The organism is Micromonospora sp. DT227 (assembly GCF_049841835.1).
Taxonomy (GTDB): domain Bacteria; phylum Actinomycetota; class Actinomycetes; order Mycobacteriales; family Micromonosporaceae; genus Micromonospora.
Genome location: NZ_JBNCLA010000002.1, coordinates 566056 through 589242, shown reverse-complemented (window position 1 = coordinate 589242; position 23187 = coordinate 566056). Strand labels below are relative to the sequence as shown.

The window sequence follows — 23187 nt, the reverse complement described above, 5'->3', positions numbered from 1 at the left end:
GTTTCGCGTGGGGTGGTTGATCGCCATCGGCGGTCAACCACCCTCGCGCGGCGTCCAGGTCGCGGTTACCGCGATCGGCGCCATGACCCACCGCGCGGTCAGAATCGCTCCGGAGCCTCGGGGCGGAGCCTGGTCCACGGGCGCGACACGCCCGACCGCGGGGGTCGGCGGAAGTGGGCCTGTACCAGCCGGTACAGGTGCCCGCGACACAGCGGCATCGAGAGAAGGAACAGAAGCCACCATGGCGGGACAGAAGATCCGCATCCGGCTCAAGGCCTATGACCACGAGGTCGTCGACTCCTCGGCTCGGAAGATCGTCGAGACGGTGACGCGTACCGGGGCGCAGGTTGCTGGCCCGGTGCCGCTGCCCACGGAGATCAACCGTTTCTGCGTCATCCGCTCGCCGCACAAGTACAAGGACTCGCGCGAGCACTTCGAGATGCGCACGCACAAGCGTCTGATCGACATCATCGACCCGACCCCGAAGACGGTCGACTCGCTCATGCGCCTCGACCTGCCGGCTGGCGTCGACATCGAGATCAAGCTGTAGGGATCGATCAAATGGACAGGCAAGTCAAGGGGATCCTGGGCGCCAAGCTCGGCATGACCCAGGTCTGGGACAACAACAAGGTCGTCCCCGTGACCGTGGTCGAGGCCGGCCCGTGCGTCGTGAGCCAGGTTCGTAGCGCCGACAAGGACGGCTACACCGCCGTTCAGCTCGCCTACGGGGCCATCGACCCGCGCAAGGTCAAGAAGCCGGTCGCCGGGCACTACGCCAAGGCGGACGTCGCGCCGCGCCGGCACATCGTCGAGCTGCGCACCTCCGACGCCGCGGACTACGCGCCGGGCCAGGAGGTCACGGTCGAGGAGTTCCCGGTCGGCGCCGTGATCGACGTGACCGGCAAGACCAAGGGCAAGGGCTACGCCGGCCCGATGAAGCGGCACGGCTTCCACGGTCTGCGCGCCAGCCACGGTGTCGAGCGGAAGCACCGCTCGCCCGGCTCGATCGGCGCCTGCGCCACCCCGGGTCGCGTCTTCAAGGGCACCCGGATGGCGGGCCGGATGGGTGGCGTTCGCTACACCGTCCAGAACCTGACCGTCCAGGCGGTCGACACCGAGAACAACCTCCTGCTCGTCCGTGGCGCCATCCCGGGCCCGAAGGGCGCGCTCGTCCTGGTCCGCACCGCGGCCAAGGCGAAGGTGAAGAAGGGCGGTGTGGCCAAGTGACCACCGTTGACGTCCTCAACGTCGAAGGCGGCAAGAGCGGCTCCGTCGAGCTGCCGGCCGACATCTTCGACGTCCAGGCGAACGTCGCGCTGATGCACCAGGTCGTGGTGGCTCAGCTCGCCGCGGCCCGGCAGGGCACGCACAAGACCAAGACCCGCGGTGAGGTCTCCGGCGGTGGCCGGAAGCCTTACAAGCAGAAGGGCACCGGCCGGGCCCGTCAGGGCTCGACCCGCGCGCCGCAGTTCGCCGGCGGTGGCGTGGTCCACGGCCCGACGCCGCGCGACTACAGCCAGCGCACCCCGAAGAAGATGAAGGCCGCCGCCCTGCGTGGCGCCCTCTCCGACCGGGCCCGCGCCGGCCAGGTGCACGTCGTCGAGGCGTTCGTCTCGGGCGAGAAGCCGTCGACCAAGGCGGCCCTGGCCACGCTGACCAAGCTGACCGCCGCCCGCCGGATCCTGGTCGTGCTGAGCAGCACCGACGAGCTGAACTGGGTGTCGCTGCGGAACCTGCGCAACACGCGGGACAGCCGGGTGCACCTGATCGAGGCCGGCCAGCTCAACACGTACGACGTGCTGGTGGCCGACGACGTGGTCTTCACCAAGGAGGCCCTGGACGAGTTCCTGGGCGTGCCCGCCGAGACCACCGAGGAGGATGGCAAGTGAGCACGATCGCCGATCCGCGTGACGTCATCGTCGCGCCGGTCGTCTCGGAGAAGAGCTACAGCGAGCTGAACCGGAACTGGTACACCTTCCTGGTGCACCCGGACGCGAACAAGACCGAGATCAAGATCGCTATCCAGCAGATCTTCAACGTCCGCGTCCTGACGGTCAACACGCTCAACCGCCAGGGTAAGCGCAAGCGGACCAAGACCGGGTTCGGCAAGCGCAAGGACACCAAGCGGGCGATCGTGAAGCTGGCTGACGGTGACCGTATCGAGGCCTTCGGCGGCCCGGTCAGCTGAGGGGTGTAGACAATGGCTATCCGTAAGTACAAGCCGACGACGCCGGGCCGGCGAGGCTCCAGCGTCGCCGACTTCGCCGAGATCACCCGGTCCACGCCGGAGAAGTCGCTGCTGGCTCCGCTGCCGAAGAAGGGCGGGCGTAACGCCCACGGCCGGATCACCACGCGGCACCACGGTGGCGGCCACAAGCGCCAGTACCGTCTGATCGACTTCAAGCGGGTCGACAAGGACGGCGTGCCGGCGAAGGTCGCCCACATCGAGTACGACCCGAACCGCACCGCGCGCATCGCGCTGCTGCACTACGCCGACGGCGAGAAGCGCTACATCCTCGCGCCGAAGGACCTGAAGCAGGGCGACCGCGTCGAGTCCGGCCCGGGCGCCGACATCAAGCCGGGCAACAACCTGCCGCTGCGCAACATCCCGGTGGGTACCACCATCCACAACGTGGAGCTGCGTCCGGGCGGCGGCGCCAAGCTGGCCCGCTCGGCCGGCGTCGGCATCCAGCTGCTCGGCCGTGAGGGCGCGTACGCGACCCTGCGTATGCCGTCCGGTGAGATCCGGCGGGTCGACGTGCGCTGCCGCGCCAGCGTCGGCGAGATCGGCAACGCCGACCAGTCGAACATCAACTGGGGCAAGGCCGGCCGGATGCGGTGGAAGGGCAAGCGCCCGACCGTCCGTGGTGTCGCCATGAACCCGGTCGACCACCCGCACGGTGGTGGTGAGGGTAAGACCTCCGGTGGTCGCCACCCGGTCAACCCGCAGGGTAAGCCCGAGGGCCGTACCCGTCGTAAGGGCCAGCCGAGCGACCGGCTGATCGTCCGCCGCCGCTACGCCACGCGTAAGCGCGGCTGAGGGAGATAAGACATGCCTCGCAGCCTGAAGAAGGGCCCGTTCGTCGACGACCACCTGCTCAAGAAGGTGGAGACGCAGAACGACAAGGGCTCGAAGAACGTGATCAAGACCTGGTCGCGGCGCTCGACGATCATCCCGGAGATGCTGGGACACACGATCGCCGTGCACGACGGACGCAAGCACGTCCCGGTCTTCGTGACCGAGGCCATGGTCGGGCACAAGCTCGGCGAGTTCGCGCTGACCCGCACGTTCAAGGGTCACGAGAAGGACGACCGGAAGAGCCGCCGGCGCTGACGCCGCGGGCATACGGATAGAGGAACAAGGGGTTACAGCGATGCCAGGAAAGGGCGACGCTCCGGTGCTTCCGGGCGCGCGGGCGGTTGCGCGGCACGTGCGCATCTCGCCGATGAAGGCGCGCCGGGTGGTCAACCTCGTCCGCGGCCTGCCCGCGAAGGAGGCGCTCACGGTGCTGCAGTTCGCGCCGCAGGCTGCGAGCGAGCAGGTGTACAAGGTGCTCGCGAGCGCGATCGCCAACGCGGAGAACAACGAGCGGCTGGACCCCGACGCGCTGCTCGTCAGCGAGGCGTTCGTCGACGAGGGCCCGACGATGAAGCGGTTCCGGCCGCGGGCGCAGGGCCGGGCGTACCGGATCCGCAAGCGGACGTGCCACATCACGGTGGCGGTCGAGGCCGTGGCGCCGGCCGCGCCGAAGAAGTCGGCGAAGAAGGCCGCTCCGGCCAAGCAGGCCGAGCCGGCGCAGGCGCAGAGCACGACGGAGGGTGCCGAGTAATGGGTCAGAAGGTTCACCCCACTGGGTTCCGGCTCGGCATCTCGACCGACTGGAAGTCCCGCTGGTTCGCGGACAAGCTCTACAAGGACTACATCGGCGAGGATGTCAAGATCCGCCGGATGATGTCCAAGGGCCTCGAGCGTGCCGGCATCTCCAAGGTCGACATCGAGCGCACCCGGGACCGGGTCCGCGTGGACATCCACACCGCCCGGCCGGGCATCGTCATCGGCCGTAAGGGTGCGGAGGCCGACCGGATCCGCGGCGAGCTGGAGAAGCTCACCGGCAAGCAGGTCCAGCTGAACATCATCGAGGTGAAGAACCCCGAGTCGGACGCGCAGCTGGTCGCCCAGGGCGTCGCCGAGCAGCTGTCCAGCCGGGTCAGCTTCCGTCGGGCCATGCGCAAGGCGATGCAGTCCGCGATGAAGAACCCGGCCTGCAAGGGCATCCGGGTTCAGGTCTCGGGCCGTCTCGGCGGCGCCGAGATGAGCCGGACCGAGTTCTACCGCGAGGGTCGTGTCCCGCTGCACACGTTGCGGGCCAACATCGAGTACGGCTTCTTCGAGGCCCGTACCACCTTCGGCCGGATCGGCGTGAAGGTCTGGATCTACAAGGGCGACGCCGTGCCGGGCCGCGAGGCCCCGGCCGAGGCGGCCCCGTCGCGCGGCCCGCGCCGTGACCGTGGCGACCGGCCGGACCGGCCGCGTCGTGGCCGGTCGGGCTCGTCGGGTACGACCGCCGGCGGCACCGAGGCCGGCCGCGCTGCCGCGACCACCATCGCGCAGCAGGCGGAGACGCCGGCCGGTGAGCCGGTCGACAGCAGCGCTGTCGCCGCCGCCGCCTCGGCTCCGAACCAGCCGGCAGAACAGCAGCAGGAGGGCTGACAGATGCTGATGCCGCGCAAGCCCCCGAAGGGCTTCCGCAAGCCGCACCACCCGGACCGCAGTGGCGCGTCCAAGGGTGGTAACCGGGTGGTGTTCGGCGAGTTCGGGATCCAGGCTCTCGAGCCGGCGTACGTGACCAACCGTCAGATCGAGTCGGCACGTATCGCGATGACCCGCCACATCAAGCGTGGCGGCAAGGTCTGGATCACGATCTTCCCGGACCAGGCCCTCACCAAGAAGCCGGCCGAAACCCGGATGGGTTCCGGTAAGGGTTCTCCCGAGTGGTGGGTCGCCAACGTCAAGCCGGGGCGGGTTCTCTTCGAGATGTCCTTCCCCAACGAGCAGATCGCGCGAGAGGCGATGCGTCGCGCGATCCACAAGCTCCCGATGAAGTGCCGCATTGTTACGCGCGAAGTGGGTGAATCCTGATGGCAGCCGGCGTCAAGCCCTCCGAGCTGCGTGAGCTCTCCGACGAGGAGCTGGTCACGAAGCTGCGCGAGGCTAAGGCGGAGCTGTTCAACCTCCGCGTGCAGGGCGCGACCGGGCAGCTCGACAACAACCGGCGGCTGCAGGTCATCCGTCGGGAGATCGCCCGGATCTACACGATCATGCGTGAGCGTGAGCTGGGTCTCTCGGCCGCGCCGACTGAGGTGACTGCATCATGAGTGAGAACACCACTACCACCGCCGCCGCGCGGTCCCGCCGTAAGGTGCGCGAGGGCCTCGTGGTCAGCGACAAGATGGACAAGACCGTCGTGGTCGAGGTCGAGGACCGGGTCAAGCACGCGCTGTACGGCAAGATCATGCGTCGTACCCGCAAGCTGAAGGTGCACGACGAGCAGAACTCGGCCGGTATCGGCGACCGGGTCCTGATCATGGAGACCCGGCCGCTCTCCGCCACCAAGCGGTGGCGGCTCGTGGAAATCCTCGAGAAGGCCAAGTAGCGAAGGCTCGAGCTCGGCCGGGATCGGTCGGGCGCAGGTTCCGCCAGGCTCCGGCCGCCCCCGGCGGCCGGAGAACCGGCAGACATAGGAGATAGACGTGATTCAGCAGGAGTCGCGACTGCGCGTCGCCGACAACACGGGTGCCCGGGAGATCCTGTGCATCCGGGTTCTCGGTGGCTCCGGTCGGCGCTACGCGAGCATCGGCGACGTCATCGTGGCCACGGTCAAGGACGCGATCCCCGGTGCCGGTGTGAAGAAGGGCGACGTCGTCAAGGCCGTCGTCGTTCGGACCGCCAAGGAGAGGCGGCGGCCGGACGGGTCGTACATCCGCTTCGACGAGAACGCCGCCGTCATCATCAAGGACGGTGGGGACCCGCGCGGTACCCGTATCTTCGGCCCGGTGGGTCGTGAGCTGCGGGACAAGCGGTTCATGAAGATCATCTCTCTCGCGCCGGAGGTGTTGTGACCGTGAAGGTCAAGAAGGGCGACACGGTCGTCGTCATCGCCGGCAAGGACAAGGGTGCCAAGGGCAAGGTCATCGCGGCCTACCCGCGGCAGGACAAGGTCCTGGTCGAGGGCGTGAACCGGGTCAAGAAGCACACTCGCATCAGCACCACCCAGCGTGGCGCCAAGACCGGCGGCATCGTCACCCAGGAAGCCCCGATCCACGTCTCGAACGTGATGGTCGTGGACTCCGACGGCAAGCCGACCCGCGTCGGCTACCGGATCGACGACAACGGCCAGAAGGTCCGCATCGCGCGTAGCACCGGTAAGGACCTGTGATGACCACGGCTACCGAAACCAAGACCCAGCCGCGCCTCAAGGAGCGGTACCGCAACGAGATCGTGGCCGAGCTGCAGAAGCAGTACAGCTACGGCAACCCGATGCAGGTGCCGCGGATGGTCAAGATCGTCGTCAACATGGGTGTCGGCGAGGCCGCTCGCGACGCCAAGCTGATCGACGGCGCCGTCCGCGACCTGGCCACCATCACCGGCCAGAAGCCGCTGGTCCGGCGGGCCACCAAGTCCATCGCGCAGTTCAAGCTCCGCGAGGGCATGCCGATCGGCGCGAAGGTCACCCTCCGGGGCGACCGGATGTGGGAGTTCCTGGACCGGCTGCTCTCCATCGCGCTGCCGCGTATCCGTGACTTCCGCGGTCTGGACGGGCGCAAGCTCGACGGGCACGGCAACTACACGTTCGGTCTGACCGAGCAGTCGGTGTTCCACGAGATCGACCAGGACAAGATCGATCGCCAGCGGGGCATGGACATCACGGTGGTCACGACCGCCACGACCGACGACGAGGGCCGGGCGCTGCTCAAGCTCCTGGGCTTCCCGTTCAAGGAGAACTGAGATGGCCAAGAAGGCGCTGATCCTCAAGGCGGCCGCGAAGCCGAAGTTCTCGGTTCGCGCGTACACCCGCTGCCAGCGGTGCGGGCGTCCGAAGGCGGTCTACCGCAAGTTCGGTCTCTGCCGGGTGTGCATCCGGGAGATGGCCCACCGCGGTGAGCTGCCCGGCGTGTCCAAGGCTTCCTGGTAATAGCCCGGCGCGCTCCGGCGCGTCAGCTGAACTGTCTCTTCGCCGTAGGCCCCGGGCCTGGCCCGGGGAACCCCGGCGAGAAAGGTTGACGAGTTTTCATGACGATGACCGACCCGATCGCAGACATGCTCACGCGTCTGCGTAACGCCAACCAGGCGTACCACGACCAGGTGACGATGCCCTACTCGAAGATCAAGGCGAACATCGCCGAGGTCCTCAAGGCCGAGGGTTACATCGCCACCTGGTCGGTCGAGGACCCCGAGGAGGGTGCCGTCGGCAAGCGACTGGTCGTCGAGCTGAAGTACGGCCAGAACCGCGAGCGGAGCCTGGCCGGCATCAAGCGCGTGTCCAAGCCCGGTCTCCGGGTGTACGCCAAGTCGGAGGGGCTCCCGCGGGTGCTCGGCGGGCTTGGTGTGGCGATCATTTCGACGTCCCAGGGGCTGCTCACCGACCGGCAGGCCCGCAAGCGGAGCGTTGGCGGGGAAGTCCTCGCCTTCGTCTGGTAACGGGAGACAGGTAGAAATGTCGCGTATTGGACGTAAGTCGATCCCGGTGCCATCCGGCGTCGACATCACGATCGACGGCCAGACCGTCAAGGTCAAGGGCCCCAAGGGCGAGCTGAGCCACGTGCTGGCCGAGCCGATCACGGCGGAGCGGGACGAGAGCGGCGAGCTGCACGTCAACCGGCCCAACGACGAGCGCAAGGCCAAGGAGCTGCACGGCCTGAGCCGTACGCTGGTGGCCAACATGATCGTCGGGGTGACCGAGGGCTACCGCAAGAGCCTGGAGATCGCCGGCACCGGTTACCGGGTGACCGCCAAGGGCAAGGACCTGGAGTTCGCGCTCGGGTTCTCGCACCCGGTCGTCGTGCCGGCGCCGGACGGCATCACCTTCACGGTCGAGCGGCCGACGCTGTTCCACGTGGCCGGCATCGACAAGCAGCAGGTCGGCGAGGTCGCCGCCAACATCCGGAAGATCCGCCCGCCGGAGCCCTACAAGGGCAAGGGTGTGAAGTACCAGGGCGAGGTCATCCGCCGTAAGGCTGGAAAGGCAGGTAAGAAGTGAGCGCCACGCTGCTCAAGCGCCGCCGCGGCGTTGCCGCCAAGCGCGCCGTCGGGCGTGCGCGTCGGCACTTCCGGGTCCGCAAGAACGTCAGCGGCACCGCCGAGCGTCCTCGCCTCGTCGTCACCCGTTCCCTGCGGCACATGGTCGCCCAGGTCGTCGACGACGCCAAGGGTCACACCCTGGCGTCGGCGTCGACCATGGACGCCTCGCTGCGCGGCGCCGAGGGCGACAAGAGCGCCCTGGCCGGCAAGGTCGGCGAGCTGCTCGCCGAGCGGGCCAAGGCCGCCGGCGTCTCGAAGGTCGTCTTCGACCGCGGTGGCAACCGGTACGCGGGGCGGGTCGCCGCGCTTGCCAAGGCCGCCCGCGAAGCCGGGCTCGAGTTCTAGAAACCCCGTCACGAGAGAGAAGGAAGGCTGCTGATGCCAGGTCAACAGCGCCGTGGCGGCGGGTCCGGTGGCAACGAGGGTGGTCGCCGCGACAACCGCCGTGAGGGCGGCCGCGGAAACGCGCCCGTCGAGAAGACCCCGCACCTCGAGCGGGTCGTCGCGATCAACCGCGTCGCCAAGGTCGTGAAGGGTGGTCGTCGCTTCAGCTTCACCGCCCTGGTGATCGTGGGCGACGGCGACGGCACCGTCGGCGTGGGCTACGGAAAGGCCAAGGAGGTGCCCGCGGCGATCGCCAAGGGCGTCGAGGAGGCCAAGAAGCACTTCTTCAAGGTGCCGCGGATCGGCCAGTCGATCCCGCACCCGATCACGGGCGAGGACGCCGCCGGTGTGGTGCTGCTCAAGCCGGCCTCCGCCGGTACGGGTGTCATCGCCGGTGGTCCGGTGCGTGCCGTGCTGGAGTGCGCGGGCATCCACGACGTGCTCTCCAAGAGCCTCGGCTCGTCCAACCCGATCAACATCGTGCACGCCACCGTGGCGGCCCTGAAGGGGCTTGAGTCCCCCGAGCAGGTCGCGGCGCGTCGTGGCCTGCCGGTGGAGGACGTCGCGCCGGCCGCCATGCTGGCGTCGCGTGCGGGGGTGGCGTCCTGATGGCACGTCTGAAGGTCACCCAGGTCCGGTCCGGGATCGGGCGCAAGCAGAACCAGCGTGACTCGCTGCGTTCGCTCGGGCTCAAGCGGATCAACGACGTGGTGGTCAAGGAGGACCGGCCGGAGATCCGCGGCATGATCTTCACGGTCAACCACCTCGTGAAGGTCGAGGAGGTCGAGTAATGACGATCAAGGTGCACCACCTGCGTCCCGCCCCGGGAGCCAAGACCGACAAGACCCGGGTGGGTCGCGGTGAGGGTTCGAAGGGCAAGACCGCTGGACGCGGTACCAAGGGTTCGAAGGCCCGGAAGAACATCTCGCCGGCGTTCGAGGGTGGGCAGATGCCCATCCACATGCGCCTGCCGAAGATGAAGGGCTTCAAGAACAAGTTCAAGGTCGTGTTCCAGGTGGTCAACCTGGACCGGCTGGCGGAGCTCTTCCCGAACGGCGGCCAGGTCGGCCCGGTCGAGCTGGTCGAGACCGGCGCGGTCCGCAAGGGCCACCCGGTCAAGGTGCTCGGCACCGGCGACCTCGGCGGTGTGTCCCTCCAGGTGTCGGCGCACGCGTTCAGCGCGTCGGCCAAGGAGAAGATCACCGCGGCCGGCGGCTCGGTCACCGAGCTCTAAGGGCATTTTCGTGGCGCCCGCTCAGTTGTTCGCGACTGGGCGGGCGTCATGGTCTACCGGTCGCGTGTGCGCCGGGTAACATCGGATTCGTTTTATGTAGCCGGGCACATCTGCCCGGACCGGGATCGGACTGTTAGAGTCCGTTGCCAGCCATGGATACCGGGCACTCCGCCCGGCACCCACCCCGCCCCGCCAGGGATCGTCACCGGCGGCCCGCGTCGCGCAGGAGGAAGAAGTTGCTGTCCGCCTTTCTCAGTGCGTTCCGTACGCCTGACCTGCGCAAGAAGCTGCTGTTCACAGTAGGCATCATCGCGGTCTACCGGCTGGGCGCCACGCTGCCCAGCCCGGGCGTCTCGTACGGCAACGTGCAGAAGTGCCTCGACACCATCCAGGGCAGCACCGGCGTGCTCAACCTGCTGGATCTTTTCTCCGGCGGCGCGCTGCTCCAGCTCTCGGTCTTCGCGCTGGGCATCATGCCCTACATCACCGCGTCGATCATCCTGCAGCTGCTGACGGTGGTGATCCCGCGCCTGGAGCAGCTCCGCAAGGAGGGCCAGGCCGGCCAGGCGAAGATCACCCAGTACACCCGCTACCTGACGCTGGGGCTGGGCATCCTCCAGTCCTCGGCGTTCGTGGCGCTGGCCCGCTCCGGGCAGCTGTTCAACAACCAGTGCGACCAGTTCCCGATCGTGCCCAAGGGCACCGGCATCCCGGACTGGCTGACGCTCACCGTCCTGGTGATGACGATGACCGCCGGCACCGGCGTGGTGATGTGGCTCGGCGAGCTGATCACCGACCGGGGCGTCGGCAACGGCATGTCGGTGCTGATCTTCACCTCGATCGCGGCCCGGCTCCCCAGCGAGGGCTGGAAGATCAAGACCACCAAGGGCTGGGGGATGTTCCTCCTCGTCATCGCCCTGGTGCTGCTGGTCATCACCGCGGTCACGTTCATCGAGCAGGCGCAGCGCCGGATCCCGGTGCAGTACGCGAAGCGCATGATCGGCCGGCGGATGTACGGCGGCACCTCCACCTACATCCCGCTCAAGGTGAACCAGGCCGGCGTCATCCCGGTCATCTTCGCCTCGTCGCTGCTCTACCTGCCGACGCTCGCGCTCCAGTTCTTCGACCAGAACGACCCGGGCAAGGTCCAGGCCTGGATCCAGAACCACATCGTGAAGGCGAGCGCGCCGGAGCACATCGCGATCTACTTCCTGCTGATCATCTTCTTCACGTACTTCTACGTGTCGATCACGTTCAACCCGACCGAGGTCGCGGACAACATGAAGAAGTACGGCGGCTTCGTGCCGGGCATCCGCCCCGGCAAGCCGACCGCCGAGTACCTCGACTTCATCCTCAGCCGGATCACCCTGCCGGGTGCGCTCTACCTCGGCATCATCGCGATCCTGCCGAACTTCTTCTTCATCTGGCTGGACAACCAGCAGTTCCAGAACTTCCCGTTCGGCGGCACCGCTGTGCTCATCATGGTCGGCGTCGGTCTGGAGACCGTGAAGCAGATCGAGAGCCAACTCATGCAGCGGAACTACGAAGGGTTCCTGCGGTAGATGCGACTCGTTCTGGTTGGCCCGCCGGGCGCGGGCAAGGGCACACAGGCGGAGTTCATCGCCGCGCACCTCTCGGTGCCGAAGATCTCGACCGGTGACATCTTCCGGGCCAACGTCACCCAGGGCACTCCGCTGGGCGTCGAGGCGAAGCGGTACATGGACGCCGGCAAGCTGGTCCCGGACGACGTCACCATCAACATGGTCCGGGACCGGCTCGCCGAGCCGGACGCCGGCGAGGGCTTCCTGCTCGACGGCTTCCCGCGCACCACGCCGCAGGCCGCCGAGTTGGACAAGCTCCTCGCCGACCTGGGCTCCACGCTGGACCTGGTGCTGGAGCTGGTGGTCGACGACGACGAGGTGATCCGGCGGCTCTCCGGCCGGCGTACCTGCCGGGGCTGCGGCAAGATCTGGCACGTCGAGTTCGACGCGACCACCCGGGACGGCATCTGCGACCGGTGCGGCGCGGAGCTGTTCCAGCGCGACGACGACAAGCCGGAGACGATCGCCGCGCGGCTGCGGGAATACTCCGAGAAGACCGCGCCGCTTGTCGACTACTACGGCGCCCAGGGCAAGCTGGTGGGCATCGACGCGACCGGGCCGGTGGAGGACGTGACGGTCCGCGCCATCGACGCCCTGCGGTCGTACGGCGGCTGACCTCCCACCGCCGCCCGGCGGATAGACTGTGAACAGCGGGGTACGCGCGACGTGCCCCGCTGTTCCGTGTAACGAAAGGTGAACGCCGTCATGCGCCGTCCCCAGCTGGACATCCAGCTGAAGACCCCCGAGCAGATCGAGCTGATGCGGGCCGCCGGTCTGGTGGTCGCCCGTGCCCTGGCCCGGATGCGGGAGGCGGTCGCGCCCGGTGTGTCGACCGCCGACCTCGACGCGATCGCCGAGGCGACCATCCGGGAGGCCGGCGCGGTCCCGTCGTTCAAGGGCTACCACGGTTTCCCGGCCTCGATCTGTTCCTCGGTCAACGAGCAGGTGGTGCACGCCATCCCGTCGCCCGAACAGGTGCTGCGCGAGGGCGACCTGATCTCGATCGACTGCGGGGCGGTGCTCGACGGCTGGCACGGCGACGCGGCGATCACGGTGGCGGTGGGGGAGGTCGACCCGGCGCTGCTGCGGATGGCCGAGGTGGCCGAGGATGCGATGTGGGCCGGGATCGCCGCCGCGGCCCGGGGCGCGGCCTCCGGCAGGGGCCGGCTGACCGACATCTCGCACGCGGTGGAGACCGCGGTCCGCAAGGGCGGCCGGTACGGCATCGTCGACGGCTACGGCGGCCACGGCATCGGCACGGAGATGCACCAGGACCCGCACGTGCTCAACCACGGTCGCCCCGGCAAGGGTCCACGGCTGGTGCCCGGTCTGGCGCTCGCCATCGAGCCGATGATCACGGCGGGTTCCCCGCGTACCGTCGAGCTGGCCGACGGCTGGACGGTGGTGACGCGGGACCGCTCGATGGCGGTGCACGTGGAGCACTCGATGGCGCTGCTGGCGGACGGGGTGTGGGTGCTCACCGCCCCCGACGGCGGCCGGGCCCGCCTCGGCGATCTGGTGACCGCCCGCCAGCCGGCGGACTCCCCGGCCCGCTGACCCACCCGCTCCCCTCTCCAGTCTCCCTGTTTCACCGAAAGAGGGGGTATTCGGGCCCGGATGGCAACTCTTCCCGTGAAACAGGGCGCGGGGCGGAGTGGGGTGGCGGTCCGGTGGCATCCTTGCCGATATGGACGGGCGGCGGGAGATGCGGGCGGCCGACCGCGACCGGGAGGCCGTCGCGGAGCGGCTCCGGGTGGCGCTGGAGGAGGGCCGGCTCGGCCTGCACGAGTACGACGAGCGGCTGGCCCGCACGTACGGCGCCCGGACCTACGGCGAGCTGGACGAGGTGGTGGCCGACCTGCCGGGCCCGGCGCCCGCCGAGCGGTCCGCGCTGGCACCCGCCGCGCCGACTCCACCTCCTGCGCCGGTCGCACCGTCCACCCCGGTGGCCGGTGACCCCGAAACGCCGGAGACCCGGTCCCGGCTGCTCGGGCTCTGGCTGCCCTGGCTGCGGGTGGCCGCGATCCTGGTGCCGATCTGGCTGATCGGCGCGGTGGCGTCCGGGCATGCCGCCGGCGTCTGGCCGCTCTGGGTGCTGGGGCCGTGGGGCGGCCTGGTGCTGATGCAGTCGGTCGGGTTGATCGGCGCGGATCACGGCCGGAAGCGGCGCGACCGCCGCCGATAACTGTGCCGCTGGTCACAACCGGGCCGGAAATCCGCCGTTCGAGGGATCTGCTGGCCGGCCGGTTTGGCGACGGCGCGCGGGCGGGCGTACACTTTCAGATCGGCGCACAGCGTCCACTCCGCCATGCCCACCCTGCGCTTCGGTGGGAGTCGGAGCCGCGGCTGGCGCGGGTCTACTGATCTTGGTCAGTTCACCCGTGTAAGACGTTGTGGGCCGTCCGGAGCAACCGACGTCAGGACAGCGGAGTACATGCCGAAAAAAGACGGAGCCATCGAGATCGAGGGTCGGGTCATCGAGCCCCTGCCGAACGCCATGTTCCGGGTGGAGCTCGCGAACGGCCACAAGGTGCTGGCTCACATCAGCGGCAAGATGCGGCAGCACTACATCCGCATCCTGCCGGAGGACCGGGTCGTCGTCGAACTGTCGCCGTACGACCTGACCCGCGGGCGCATCGTCTACCGCTACAAGTAAGCCTGACGACGGCCGGGACGTCCCCGTGTCCGTCTTCGACGTCCGGGTCGCGATCCGTCGCGCTCCGGGCCAGATGGGAAGTAAGGCAACCGTGAAGGTCAAGCCGAGCGTCAAGAGGATCTGCAACAAGTGCCGGGTGATCCGTCGGCACGGCCGGGTCATGGTCATCTGCAGCGACCCGCGTCACAAGCAGCGCCAGGGCTGACGCCCCACACATCACCAGCTCGTCCCAGCCGCGGACGGTGCGCCACACGCGTACCCCTCGTGGTTGACCCCCGGTCGGAGGCCGGGGCCCGCTCGGGCAGCGGGGTGGGACGGGTCCACACCTCCGCCACAAATCATGAGGAGTACGCCCGCACATGGCACGTCTAGTCGGCGTGGATCTCCCCCGCGAGAAGCGGATGGAGATCGCGCTCACCTACATCTTCGGGGTCGGCCGTACCCGCGCCCTGGAGACGCTCGCCGCGACCGGCATCTCGCCGGACAAGCGCGTTCGGGACCTCACGGACGAGGAGCTCGTCGAGCTCCGGAACCACATCGAGGGCAACTACAAGGTTGAAGGCGACCTGCGCCGCGAGGTCGCCGCTGACATCCGCCGCAAGGTCGAGATCGGCTGCTACGCCGGCATCCGGCACCGCCGCGGTCTGCCCGTGCGTGGTCAGCGCACCAAGACCAACGCGCGGACCCGGAAGGGCCCGAAGCGGACCGTGGCCGGCAAGAAGAAGCCCGGCAAGAAGTAACTAGGAGCGCACAGACTTATGCCACCGAAGGCTCGTGCCGGAGCCGCCGTCAAGAAGGTCCGGCGCAAGGAACGCAAGAACGTCGCCCACGGGCAGGCGCACATCAAGAGCACCTTCAACAACACCATCGTGTCCATCACGGACCCGACCGGTGCGGTCATCTCCTGGGCCTCCTCCGGCCAGGTGGGCTTCAAGGGCTCCCGCAAGTCGACCCCGTTCGCCGCGCAGCTGGCCGCCGAGGCCGCCGCGCGTCGGGCCATGGAGCACGGCATGCGCAAGGTCGACGTGTTCGTCAAGGGCCCCGGCTCCGGCCGGGAGACCGCCATCCGTTCGCTGCAGGCCGCCGGTCTCGAGGTCGGGCAGATTTCCGACGTCACGCCGCAGCCGCACAACGGGTGCCGTCCGCCGAAGCGTCGCCGGGTCTGAGAGGTTAGAGAGAGATGGCTCGTTACACCGGTGCTGACTGCCGCCGTTGCCGGCGGGAGAAGATGAAGCTGTTCCTCAAGGGCAGCAAGTGCGATGGTCCGAAGTGCCCGTTCGAGTCCCGGCCGTTCCCGCCCGGGCAGCACGGCCGCGGCCGCACGAAGGAGACGGAGTACCTGCTCCAGCTCCGTGAGAAGCAGAAGGCCCGTCGTGTCTACGGCGTGCTGGAGAAGCAGTTCCGCGGCTACTACGAAGAGGCCGTGGGCAAGAAGGCCAAGACCGGTGAGGTTCTGCTCCAGATCCTTGAGTCGCGGCTGGACAACGTGGTCTACCGGGCCGGCTACGCCAAGTCCCGGGACATGGCCCGTCAGCTGGTCAAGCACGGTCACTTCACGGTGAACGGCAAGAAGGTCGACATTCCGTCGTTCCGCGTCAAGGAGCACGACATCATCGAGGTCCGGGGCAAGAGCAAGGAGCTCACCCCGTTCATCGTCGCGCAGGCCGAGGCCGGCTCCAAGACCGTTCCGGCGTGGCTCGAGGCCATCCCCAGCCAGATGAAGGTCCTCGTGCACTCGCTCCCGGCCCGTCAGGTGATCGACACCCAGGTCCAGGAGCAGCTGATCGTCGAGCTCTACTCCAAGTAAGGGCTCGTTGCGGTGGCCCGTCCTGCGGGGCGGGCCACCGGAACAGTTGTGTCGTGGGCGTCAAATAGCGGGCGCCCCGGAAGAGAAGAGAAAAGATGCTCATCAGCCAGCGACCGTCTCTGTCCGAAGAGTCGATCAACGAGACCCGGTCCAAGTTCACCATCGAGCCGCTGGAGCCCGGTTTCGGCTACACGCTCGGCAACTCGCTCCGGCGTACGCTGCTGTCGTCCATCCCGGGCGCGGCGGTCACCTCGATCAAGATCGACGGTGTGCTGCACGAGTTCACCACCATCCCCGGTGTCAAGGAGGACGTGGTCGAGCTCGTCATGAACATCAAGGAGCTGTGCGTCAGCTCCGAGCACGACGAGCCGGTCAGCATGTACCTGCGCAAGCAGGGCCCGGGCGACGTGACCGCCGGCGACATCCAGCCCCCGGCCGGTGTCTCCGTGCACAACCCGGACCTGAAGCTCGCCACCCTCAACGGCAAGGGCCGGCTCGACATGGAGCTGACCGTCGAGCGGGGCCGGGGCTACGTCACCGCCGCGCAGAACAAGCAGGCGGGCGCCGAGATCGGCCGGATCCCGGTCGACTCGATCTACTCGCCGGTGCTGAAGGTGACGTACCGCGTCGAGGCGACCCGGGTCGAGCAGCGGACCGACTTCGACCGGCTGATCATCGACGTCGAGACCAAGCCGTCGATGGGCCCGCGTACCGCGCTGGCCTCGGCCGGCTCGACGCTGGTGGAGCTGTTCGGGCTCGCCCGCGAGCTGGACGAGACCGCCGAGGGCATCGACATCGGGCCGTCCCCGCAGGACGCCCAGCTGGCGGCGGACCTGGCTCTGCCGATCGAGGAGCTGGACCTGACCGTCCGCTCCTACAACTGCCTCAAGCGCGAGGGCATCAACTCCGTTGGTGAGCTGATCGGGCGTACCGAGGCCGACCTCCTCGACATCCGCAACTTCGGCCAGAAGTCGATCGACGAGGTCAAGATGAAGCTCGCCGGGATGGGCCTGGGGCTGAAGGACTCGGCTCCGAACTTCGACCCGGCGCACGTCGTGGACACCTTCGGCGAGGCCGACTACGACACCGACGACTACCGCGAGACCGAGCAGCTCTAGTCCGCGCTGCCGCCACACCTGAGGAGCACCAAGCATGCCCACGCCCACCAAGGGCCCCCGCCTCGGCGGCAGCCCCGCGCACGAGCGGCTGATGCTGGCCAACCTGGCCACCGCGCTGTTCCAGCACGGCAAGATCCAGACCACCGAGACGAAGGCCCGGCGGCTCCGTCCGCTGGCCGAGCAGCTCATCACCAAGGCCAAGCGCGGCGACCTCGCCTCGCGTCGGCGGGTGGCGGGCGTCGTCAAGGACAAGGACGTGGTCTACTCCCTGTTCGACCAGATCGCGCCCCGGTACGCCAACCGCAACGGTGGCTACACCCGGATCGTGAAGACCGGTCCGCGCAAGGGTGACGCCGCTCCGATGGCGATCATCGAGCTGGTCGAGGAGCTTCAGGTCGCCGAGCCCAAGGCGAACAAGAAGACCGCCGCCCGCAAGGCCGCCCAGCAGGACAAGGTCGAGGCCCTGGCCCCGGCCGAGGAGGCCCCCAAGGCCAGCACCGGCGACCAGGACGCCGAGGCTCCGGTCTCCGCCTCCGGTGACACCGCCGCCGCCCGTGAGGACAGCGACGAGGCCACCGAGAACGACAAGGCCTGAGTTCAGGCTCGACCGGGCCCGGCATCCCCACGGGGGTGCCGGGCCCGTCGCCGTCAACGGGAGGTACGAGGTGGACGAGCGGACCCGGCTGCGGCTGGACGTCTCGTACGACGGCACCGACTTCTCCGGATGGGCGCCCCAGCCCACCCGGCGCACGGTCGCCGGCGTGCTCATGGCGACGCTGGACCTGGTGCTCGGCGCCGGCACGGTCACCGGGCTCACCGTGGCCGGGCGGACCGACGCCGGGGTGCACGCCACCGGGCAGGTCTGCCACCTGGACCTGCCGACCGAGGTGTGGCGGGCGCACGAGGGACGGCTGCTGCGCCGGCTGGCCCGACTGCTCCCACCGGACGCCCGGGTACGCGCGATGACCGAGGTGCCGGCCGACTTCGACGCCCGGTTCTCGGCCACCTTCCGGCGCTACGAGTACCGGGTCACCGACGCGCCGTGGGGCGCCGAGCCGTTGCGCCGGCGGGACACGCTGGCCTGGCCGAAGCCGCTGGACCTGGCCGCGTTGAACGCGGCCGCGGCCGGTCTGGTGGGCGAGCACGACTTCGCCGCGTACTGCCGGCGGAAGGAGAACGCCACCACGCTGCGCGAGGTGACCCGGCTGGACTGGCGGCGCGACCCGGACGGCATCCTGGTCGCCACCGTGCAGGCCGACGCGTTCTGCCAGAACATGGTGCGCAGTCTGGTCGGCGCCATGCTGGTCGCCGGTGACGGCCGGCGGCCGGTCGAGTGGCCGGCCGGGCTGCTGACCCGCCGGGAACGGTCCAGCGAGGTCACCGTGGCGCCCGCGCACGGCCTCGCGCTGGTCGAGGTCGGCTACCCGGCCGACCCGACGGAGTACGCCCGCCGCGCCGACCTCACCCGCCGGTTGCGGGTCCCGGTCGCCGAGGGCTGAGCCGGGCGGAGGACGACGCAGGCGCGGCGAAGCGGCCCGGAGACGGCGAACGGCCCGCCACCGGAGGTGGGTGGCGGGCCGGGGGAACGCCGCTTCAGTCGCCGGTGCCGCGCTGGCCGGCGCTTTCCTCGGTCGGACCGTCGGTGGGCTGGCCGGCCGTGCCGCCGGCGGCCCGGTGGTCCAGCACGTTCCGGTTCAGGTGCAGCTCGATCAGGTCGAACATGATCTCGCGGGCGACCGCGTCGTCGGTCGGGATCCGTTCCCCGTCCGCGCGGGTGACCAGGCAGAAGGCGAGGTAGTGGCCGCGTACCTGCCAGCCGACCCGGGCGGCGGCCTTCTCCACCGCCTCGGTGCCCTCACCCGCCGGCAGGCCCCGGAACCGTCCCTGGCGGTCGTCCAGCAGCGGCCGGATCCGGTCCCGTACCCGCTGGGCGCTGGCCAGGTCGGTCAGGTTGAACAGGCCGGCGGTGAGCAGGTGGTCGCCGTCGGGGGAGCGGAGCGTGCCCCGGACGACCTGGTTGCACCCGAGCCGGACCAGCAGGTCGGCGATCTCGCCGGTGGCCGAGACCGCGCAGTCGGTGCTGGCCTGCGTCTTGAGCACCCGGTACGCCGGCTTGCCGTCGGTGACCACGAGTTGCTTGCCCGGGAACAGTTCCTTGGCGGTGAGCGTCGCCTGGTCGGTGTCCCGGGAGTCCAGGTCGGACCGGCCGGGCGCGCTCGACTCGGTCACCGCCGGCGGTGTGGTCTGCTCGCTCGTCGGCGGCGTGTCGGCCCGCTCGTCGAGCAGCGCCGCGACGGCCAGGCCGGTGAGGGAGAGCAGGAGCAGCACGGCGGCGCCGCCGACCAGCGCCTGCCAGAACCGGCCACCGCCGCGACGGCCGGCCCGCCGGTTCCGTGCCTGGTCGGGCAGGCTCGTGGTGCGGAACGTCGGGCTGGCCGGGACCGGCACGGTCGGGCCTGCGTTCGCGGCGGGTACCGGCTGCGGCACCGGTGGTGCGGGCTGGGGCACCGGCGCGGGCTCCCGGGGCGGTGTGGGCACCGGTGCGGGTGGTGCGGGTGGTGCGGGGGCGGGCGCCCGGGCGTCGTCGAGGGCCGGGCGGGTGGCCCGGGCCGGTGGCAGCGACGGCGTGGGGAAGCGGGACGGCGACGGGCCGGCCGGTGGCGGCGTCGCGACCACGGGCCCGACCGGGGCCGGCCCGGGCTCCGGATATTCGAGGAAGGCGTCCTCATCGGACTCGTACCGGTACACCATGTGGGATAGAGTAGGGCCGATTATCCCTTTCAGGGGGAATATCGGGAAAATCCGACGGGGTGGCGTCGCTCCCTGCCCGCCGTACCGTCGACCGGCCCGCCACCCGCCGGTGCGAGAATGCCCGCGTGACCGGCGACCACTACTTCACCGCTGAGCCCACGACCCCGGCCCGCCCGCGCGAGGTCGAGTTCTCCGTCGCCGGGCGCGACTACACGCTCACCTCGGCCGGCGGGGTCTTCTCCGCCGACCGGCTCGACCCCGGCACCGCCGTGCTGCTGCGCAAGGCCGACCTGCCGGCCGCCGACGCCGCCGGCCCGCTGCTCGACATCGGCTGCGGATTCGGCCCGATCACCTGCGTCCTGGCCACGGTCGCGCCGGCCGCCACGGTCTGGGCGGTGGACGTCAACGAACGGGCCCGCGCGCTCACCACCGCCAACGCCGCCCGCGTCGACGCGGCCGACCGGGTCCACGCCGTCGCCCCGGACGACCTGCCGCCGGACGTCACGTTCGCGCAGATCTGGTCGAACCCGCCGATCCACGTCGGCAAGGCCGAACTGCACGACCTGCTGCTGCGCTGGCTGCCCCGGCTCACCCCGGACGGCGTGGCCTGGCTGGTCGTCGCCCGGCACCTCGGCGGCGACTCGCTGCACCGCTGGCTGGTCGAGCAGGGCTGGCAGGTGCAGCGGCACGCCAGCCAGAAGGGCTACCGGGTGCTCCGCGTCACCCGGTAATCCGGTGTCGGCCGGGCCGCCGGCTCGGGCAGGATGCCCGCGTGGGATACGTGGACGTGGCAGGGGTCGGGCACATCCTCCCGGACGGGCGGGAGCTGTTCCGCGACGTGTCGTTCCGGGTCGGTGAGGGCGCCAAGGTTGCGCTCGTCGGCCCAAACGGCGCCGGCAAGACGACGCTGCTCCGGATGGTCGCCGGTGACCTGCCGGTCCCCACCGGCGCGATCGCCCGCGCCGGCGGGCTCGGCGTGATGCGGCAGTTCATCGGCATGATCGGTGACGAGTCGACGCTCGCCGACCTGGCCCTGTCACTCGCGCCGCCGGCGCTGCGCGACGCCGGGCGCCGGCTGGTCGAGACCGAGACGGCCATGCGGACGGCCGAGGTCCGGGGCAAGTTCAGCTCCGCCGCCGGCAAGGCCCAGCTCGCGTACGCCGACGCGCTGGCCGCCTGGGGCGAAGCCGGCGGATACGACGCCGAGGTGCTCTTCGACACCGTCACCACCATCGTGCTGGACCTGCCGTGGGACGCCGCCCGGGACCGCCCGGTCCGGACGCTCTCCGGCGGCCAGCAGAAACGCTTCGCGCTGGAGCTGCTGCTGCGCGGCCCGGACGAGGTGCTGCTGCTCGACGAGCCGGACAACTTCCTCGACGTGCCCGGCAAGCGGTGGCTGGAGGCGCGGCTGCGGGAGTCCGCCAAGTCCGTGCTCTACGTCTCGCACGACCGGGAGCTGCTGGCGCAGACCGCCGACCGGGTGGTCGCCGTGGAGGGCGGCAGCGCCTGGGTGCACCCGGGCGGCTTCGCGAGCTGGCACGACGCGCGGGTGGCCCGGCACGCCCGCCTCGACGAGCTGCGCCGGCGCTGGGACGAGGAACACCAGAAGCTGCGCGAACTGATGCTGATGTACAAGCAGAAGGCCGCGTACAACGACGGGCTGGCCTCCCGCTACCAGGCCGCGCAGACCCGGCTGCGCAAGTTCGAGGAGGCCGGGCCGCCGCCCGTACCCCCGAAGGACCAGGACATCCGGATGCGGCTGACCGGCGGGCGGACCGGCAAGCGCGCGGTGATCGCCGAGCAGCTTGAGCTGGACGGCCTGACCTACCCGTTCGACCTGGAACTCTGGTACGGCGACCGGGTCGCGGTGCTCGGCGCGAACGGGACCGGCAAGTCCCACTTCCTGCGCCTGCTGGCCCGCGGCGGCACCGACCCCGAGCCGGGCAACACGCCTGTCGACGGCGCCGCCGCGCTCGCGCCGGTCGCGCACGGCGGCGTGGTGCGGCTCGGCGCCCGGGTCCGGCCGGGGCACTTCTCGCAGACCCACGACCGCCCGGAGCTGATGGCGAAGACGCTTGTCGAGGTGCTGTGGCGCGGCGACGAGCACCGGGCCGGCATGGACCGGCACGCGGCCATGGCGGCGCTGTCCCGCTACGAGCTGGCCGGCCAGGGCGACCAGCGCTTCGGCACGCTCTCCGGCGGCCAGCAGGCCCGCTTCCTGGTGCTGCTGCTCGAGCTGTCCGGGGCCACGCTGCTACTGCTCGACGAGCCGACCGACAACCTCGACCTGGCCTCCGCCGAGGCGCTGGAGGCCGGGCTGACCGCGTTCGACGGCACGGTGGTCGCGGTGACGCACGACAGGTGGTTCACCCGGACCTTCGACCGGTTCGTGCTGTTCCGCGGCGACGGGGACGTGGTGGAGACGCCGGAGCCGGTCTGGGACGTCGGATGATCGACCAGGAGTTGGTCGACCGGCTCTGCGCGGTCGACGGCGTGGTCGCGGTGGCGCTCGGCGGCAGCCGGGCCCGCGGCGAACACCGGCCCGACTCCGACTGGGACGTCGGCCTCTACTACCGGGGTACGCCGGACGTGGCCGGGCTGCGCGCGGTCGCCGACTCGGTCGCCGACAGCCCGGTGGAGCTCACCGCACCCGGCGGCTGGGGCCCCTGGGTCGACGGCGGCGGCTGGCTGCGCGTCGGCGGGGTGGCGGTGGACTGGATCTACCGGGACCTGGACCGGGTGCACCGGGTCTGGGCGGACTGCCGCGCCGGCCGCTACACGGTCGAGGTGCAGGCCGGGCACCCGCTCGGGTTCTACTCGCCCGCGTACGCCGGGGAGGTCGCGCTCGGCCGGGTGCTGGGCGACCCGACCGGCGAGCTGACCGCGCTGCGCGCCGAGACCGTCCACTACCCGCCCGCGCTCGGCGCGGCACTCGTGGCCGGCGGCTGGGAGACCGGCCTGCTGCTCGACGGCGCGGCCAAGGGCGCGGCCGGCGGCGACGCCGGGTACGTGGCCGGGTGCCTGTTCCGGGTGGTCGGCGTGCTGGCGCAGGCGCTGCACGGCCGGGCCGGGCGATGGCTGCTCAACGAGAAGGGCATGCTCGCCTCGGCCAGGCGGCTGCCGGGCGCGCCGCCGGACTTCACCGCCCGGGCGCAGGCGCTGCTCGGCGCGCTGGGGCGTACCCCCGCCGAGCTGGCGGCGACGGTCGATGCGGGCCGGGCGCTGGCACGCGACGTGCTCGGCTGACGGGCCGGCGCGGCCCGGCCCTGCTCGGCCCGGCGGCGGGCTTGCGGTCGGTGGGCTCGCGGCCGTCGGCGGGTCCGGCGGGCCGCTGCCA

Annotated in this window: 37 protein-coding genes; 36 read left to right on the top strand and 1 reads right to left on the bottom strand. The window is 70.3% G+C overall.

Annotated features, from left to right (window positions below; all coding sequences use genetic code 11):
- Positions 1-241 precede the first annotated feature (241 nt).
- The 33 genes from rpsJ (at position 242) to truA (ending at position 18598) form a co-directional block, all read left to right on the top strand.
- Entirely contained in the window at positions 242-550 is a 309-nt protein-coding gene (rpsJ, locus tag ACLQ2W_RS11740) for a 30S ribosomal protein S10 (protein WP_007073037.1), read from the top strand.
- Between the two features lie 11 nt (positions 551-561).
- On the top strand, positions 562-1227 hold the full coding sequence (gene rplC / locus ACLQ2W_RS11735; protein ID WP_107157437.1) for a 50S ribosomal protein L3: 666 nt from the start codon (positions 562-564) through the stop codon (positions 1225-1227).
- Positions 1224-1889: a 50S ribosomal protein L4 gene (rplD, locus tag ACLQ2W_RS11730; protein ID WP_425786382.1), complete on the top strand. Its 666-nt coding sequence runs from the start codon at positions 1224-1226 to the stop codon at positions 1887-1889. Before rplC ends, rplD begins: the two co-directional genes overlap by 4 nt.
- Complete coding sequence (rplW, locus tag ACLQ2W_RS11725) at positions 1886-2188, top strand: 50S ribosomal protein L23 (protein ID WP_107157439.1); 303 nt, start codon at positions 1886-1888, stop codon at positions 2186-2188. Before rplD ends, rplW begins: the two co-directional genes overlap by 4 nt.
- Positions 2189-2200: 12 nt before the next feature.
- Positions 2201-3040: a 50S ribosomal protein L2 gene (rplB, locus tag ACLQ2W_RS11720; RefSeq protein ID WP_091065788.1), complete on the top strand. Its 840-nt coding sequence runs from the start codon at positions 2201-2203 to the stop codon at positions 3038-3040.
- 12 nt (positions 3041-3052) lie between these two features.
- Positions 3053-3334 carry a 30S ribosomal protein S19 gene (gene rpsS / locus ACLQ2W_RS11715; protein ID WP_007073032.1) on the top strand — a complete coding sequence of 94 codons (282 nt, stop codon included), beginning with the start codon at positions 3053-3055 and terminating at the stop codon, positions 3332-3334.
- Between the two features lie 40 nt (positions 3335-3374).
- Entirely contained in the window at positions 3375-3830 is a 456-nt protein-coding gene (gene rplV, locus ACLQ2W_RS11710; protein ID WP_107157440.1) for a 50S ribosomal protein L22, read from the top strand.
- Positions 3830-4711, top strand: coding sequence for a 30S ribosomal protein S3 (gene rpsC / locus ACLQ2W_RS11705; RefSeq protein WP_107157441.1), 882 nt, complete (start codon positions 3830-3832; stop codon positions 4709-4711). The genes rplV and rpsC overlap by 1 nt, the downstream gene beginning before the upstream one ends.
- Before the next feature lie 3 nt (positions 4712-4714).
- Positions 4715-5140 carry a 50S ribosomal protein L16 gene (rplP, locus tag ACLQ2W_RS11700; RefSeq protein ID WP_007465292.1) on the top strand — a complete coding sequence of 142 codons (426 nt, stop codon included), beginning with the start codon at positions 4715-4717 and terminating at the stop codon, positions 5138-5140.
- Positions 5140-5376 (top strand): 50S ribosomal protein L29, encoded by a 237-nt coding sequence (gene rpmC / locus ACLQ2W_RS11695; RefSeq protein ID WP_107157442.1) that lies wholly within the window; start codon positions 5140-5142, stop codon positions 5374-5376. The genes rplP and rpmC overlap by 1 nt, the downstream gene beginning before the upstream one ends.
- Complete coding sequence (gene rpsQ, locus ACLQ2W_RS11690; protein ID WP_405091239.1) at positions 5373-5654, top strand: 30S ribosomal protein S17; 282 nt, start codon at positions 5373-5375, stop codon at positions 5652-5654. Before rpmC ends, rpsQ begins: the two co-directional genes overlap by 4 nt.
- Before the next feature lie 97 nt (positions 5655-5751).
- On the top strand, positions 5752-6120 hold the full coding sequence (gene rplN, locus ACLQ2W_RS11685; protein WP_007465279.1) for a 50S ribosomal protein L14: 369 nt from the start codon (positions 5752-5754) through the stop codon (positions 6118-6120).
- Complete coding sequence (rplX, locus tag ACLQ2W_RS11680; protein WP_018217055.1) at positions 6117-6437, top strand: 50S ribosomal protein L24; 321 nt, start codon at positions 6117-6119, stop codon at positions 6435-6437. Before rplN ends, rplX begins: the two co-directional genes overlap by 4 nt.
- Positions 6437-7006: a 50S ribosomal protein L5 gene (rplE, locus tag ACLQ2W_RS11675; protein WP_107157443.1), complete on the top strand. Its 570-nt coding sequence runs from the start codon at positions 6437-6439 to the stop codon at positions 7004-7006. Before rplX ends, rplE begins: the two co-directional genes overlap by 1 nt.
- A 1-nt stretch (position 7007) precedes the next feature.
- A complete protein-coding gene (locus ACLQ2W_RS11670) occupies positions 7008-7193 on the top strand; it encodes a type Z 30S ribosomal protein S14 (protein WP_007073023.1) in 186 nt (61 codons plus the stop codon).
- Positions 7194-7291: 98 nt separating this feature from the next.
- Entirely contained in the window at positions 7292-7699 is a 408-nt protein-coding gene (gene rpsH / locus ACLQ2W_RS11665) for a 30S ribosomal protein S8 (RefSeq protein WP_425786381.1), read from the top strand.
- A gap of 16 nt (positions 7700-7715) precedes the next feature.
- Positions 7716-8258 (top strand): 50S ribosomal protein L6, encoded by a 543-nt coding sequence (gene rplF, locus ACLQ2W_RS11660; protein WP_425786380.1) that lies wholly within the window; start codon positions 7716-7718, stop codon positions 8256-8258.
- Positions 8255-8644, top strand: coding sequence for a 50S ribosomal protein L18 (gene rplR / locus ACLQ2W_RS11655; protein WP_425786379.1), 390 nt, complete (start codon positions 8255-8257; stop codon positions 8642-8644). Before rplF ends, rplR begins: the two co-directional genes overlap by 4 nt.
- Positions 8645-8677: 33 nt before the next feature.
- Positions 8678-9292 carry a 30S ribosomal protein S5 gene (gene rpsE, locus ACLQ2W_RS11650; protein WP_091608844.1) on the top strand — a complete coding sequence of 205 codons (615 nt, stop codon included), beginning with the start codon at positions 8678-8680 and terminating at the stop codon, positions 9290-9292.
- On the top strand, positions 9292-9474 hold the full coding sequence (gene rpmD, locus ACLQ2W_RS11645; protein ID WP_091065818.1) for a 50S ribosomal protein L30: 183 nt from the start codon (positions 9292-9294) through the stop codon (positions 9472-9474). Before rpsE ends, rpmD begins: the two co-directional genes overlap by 1 nt.
- A complete protein-coding gene (rplO, locus tag ACLQ2W_RS11640; RefSeq protein WP_357298029.1) occupies positions 9474-9917 on the top strand; it encodes a 50S ribosomal protein L15 in 444 nt (147 codons plus the stop codon). The genes rpmD and rplO overlap by 1 nt, the downstream gene beginning before the upstream one ends.
- A gap of 236 nt (positions 9918-10153) precedes the next feature.
- Entirely contained in the window at positions 10154-11479 is a 1326-nt protein-coding gene (gene secY, locus ACLQ2W_RS11635; protein WP_281938099.1) for a preprotein translocase subunit SecY, read from the top strand.
- Positions 11480-12133 carry an adenylate kinase gene (locus ACLQ2W_RS11630; RefSeq protein WP_425786378.1) on the top strand — a complete coding sequence of 218 codons (654 nt, stop codon included), beginning with the start codon at positions 11480-11482 and terminating at the stop codon, positions 12131-12133.
- A 90-nt stretch (positions 12134-12223) separates the two neighbouring features.
- Positions 12224-13075 (top strand): type I methionyl aminopeptidase, encoded by an 852-nt coding sequence (gene map / locus ACLQ2W_RS11625; protein WP_425786377.1) that lies wholly within the window; start codon positions 12224-12226, stop codon positions 13073-13075.
- Between the two features lie 130 nt (positions 13076-13205).
- On the top strand, positions 13206-13703 hold the full coding sequence (locus ACLQ2W_RS11620; protein ID WP_425786376.1) for a DUF1707 SHOCT-like domain-containing protein: 498 nt from the start codon (positions 13206-13208) through the stop codon (positions 13701-13703).
- A gap of 249 nt (positions 13704-13952) precedes the next feature.
- Positions 13953-14174, top strand: a complete 222-nt coding sequence (gene infA, locus ACLQ2W_RS11615; protein WP_007073013.1) for a translation initiation factor IF-1 — start codon at positions 13953-13955, stop codon at positions 14172-14174.
- 91 nt (positions 14175-14265) lie between these two features.
- Positions 14266-14379, top strand: coding sequence for a 50S ribosomal protein L36 (rpmJ, locus tag ACLQ2W_RS11610; RefSeq protein ID WP_043965539.1), 114 nt, complete (start codon positions 14266-14268; stop codon positions 14377-14379).
- Between the two features lie 154 nt (positions 14380-14533).
- Positions 14534-14914 (top strand): 30S ribosomal protein S13, encoded by a 381-nt coding sequence (gene rpsM / locus ACLQ2W_RS11605; RefSeq protein WP_013288614.1) that lies wholly within the window; start codon positions 14534-14536, stop codon positions 14912-14914.
- A gap of 18 nt (positions 14915-14932) precedes the next feature.
- Entirely contained in the window at positions 14933-15340 is a 408-nt protein-coding gene (rpsK, locus tag ACLQ2W_RS11600; protein WP_014440747.1) for a 30S ribosomal protein S11, read from the top strand.
- A gap of 14 nt (positions 15341-15354) precedes the next feature.
- On the top strand, positions 15355-15981 hold the full coding sequence (gene rpsD, locus ACLQ2W_RS11595) for a 30S ribosomal protein S4 (protein WP_089155247.1): 627 nt from the start codon (positions 15355-15357) through the stop codon (positions 15979-15981).
- Between the two features lie 95 nt (positions 15982-16076).
- Positions 16077-17099, top strand: a complete 1023-nt coding sequence (locus ACLQ2W_RS11590; protein ID WP_405091234.1) for a DNA-directed RNA polymerase subunit alpha — start codon at positions 16077-16079, stop codon at positions 17097-17099.
- A gap of 34 nt (positions 17100-17133) precedes the next feature.
- Positions 17134-17694: a 50S ribosomal protein L17 gene (rplQ, locus tag ACLQ2W_RS11585; RefSeq protein WP_107157451.1), complete on the top strand. Its 561-nt coding sequence runs from the start codon at positions 17134-17136 to the stop codon at positions 17692-17694.
- A gap of 70 nt (positions 17695-17764) precedes the next feature.
- Entirely contained in the window at positions 17765-18598 is an 834-nt protein-coding gene (truA, locus tag ACLQ2W_RS11580; RefSeq protein WP_425786375.1) for a tRNA pseudouridine(38-40) synthase TruA, read from the top strand.
- Positions 18599-18692: 94 nt separating this feature from the next.
- On the opposite strand, the gene ACLQ2W_RS11575 is transcribed toward truA, so the two are convergent.
- Positions 18693-19850 (bottom strand): hypothetical protein, encoded by a 1158-nt coding sequence (locus ACLQ2W_RS11575; RefSeq protein ID WP_425786374.1) that lies wholly within the window; start codon positions 19848-19850, stop codon positions 18693-18695.
- Between the two features lie 125 nt (positions 19851-19975).
- Here ACLQ2W_RS11575 and ACLQ2W_RS11570 point away from each other — a divergent pair, with 125 nt between their 5' ends.
- The 3 genes from ACLQ2W_RS11570 to ACLQ2W_RS11560 are packed head-to-tail and all read left to right on the top strand — an operon-like array spanning position 19976 to position 23096.
- A complete protein-coding gene (locus tag ACLQ2W_RS11570; protein ID WP_425786373.1) occupies positions 19976-20581 on the top strand; it encodes a class I SAM-dependent methyltransferase in 606 nt (201 codons plus the stop codon).
- Positions 20582-20622: 41 nt separating this feature from the next.
- Positions 20623-22302: an ABC-F family ATP-binding cassette domain-containing protein gene (locus ACLQ2W_RS11565; RefSeq protein WP_425786372.1), complete on the top strand. Its 1680-nt coding sequence runs from the start codon at positions 20623-20625 to the stop codon at positions 22300-22302.
- Positions 22299-23096 carry a nucleotidyltransferase domain-containing protein gene (locus ACLQ2W_RS11560; RefSeq protein ID WP_425786371.1) on the top strand — a complete coding sequence of 266 codons (798 nt, stop codon included), beginning with the start codon at positions 22299-22301 and terminating at the stop codon, positions 23094-23096. Before ACLQ2W_RS11565 ends, ACLQ2W_RS11560 begins: the two co-directional genes overlap by 4 nt.
- Positions 23097-23187 lie beyond the last annotated feature (91 nt).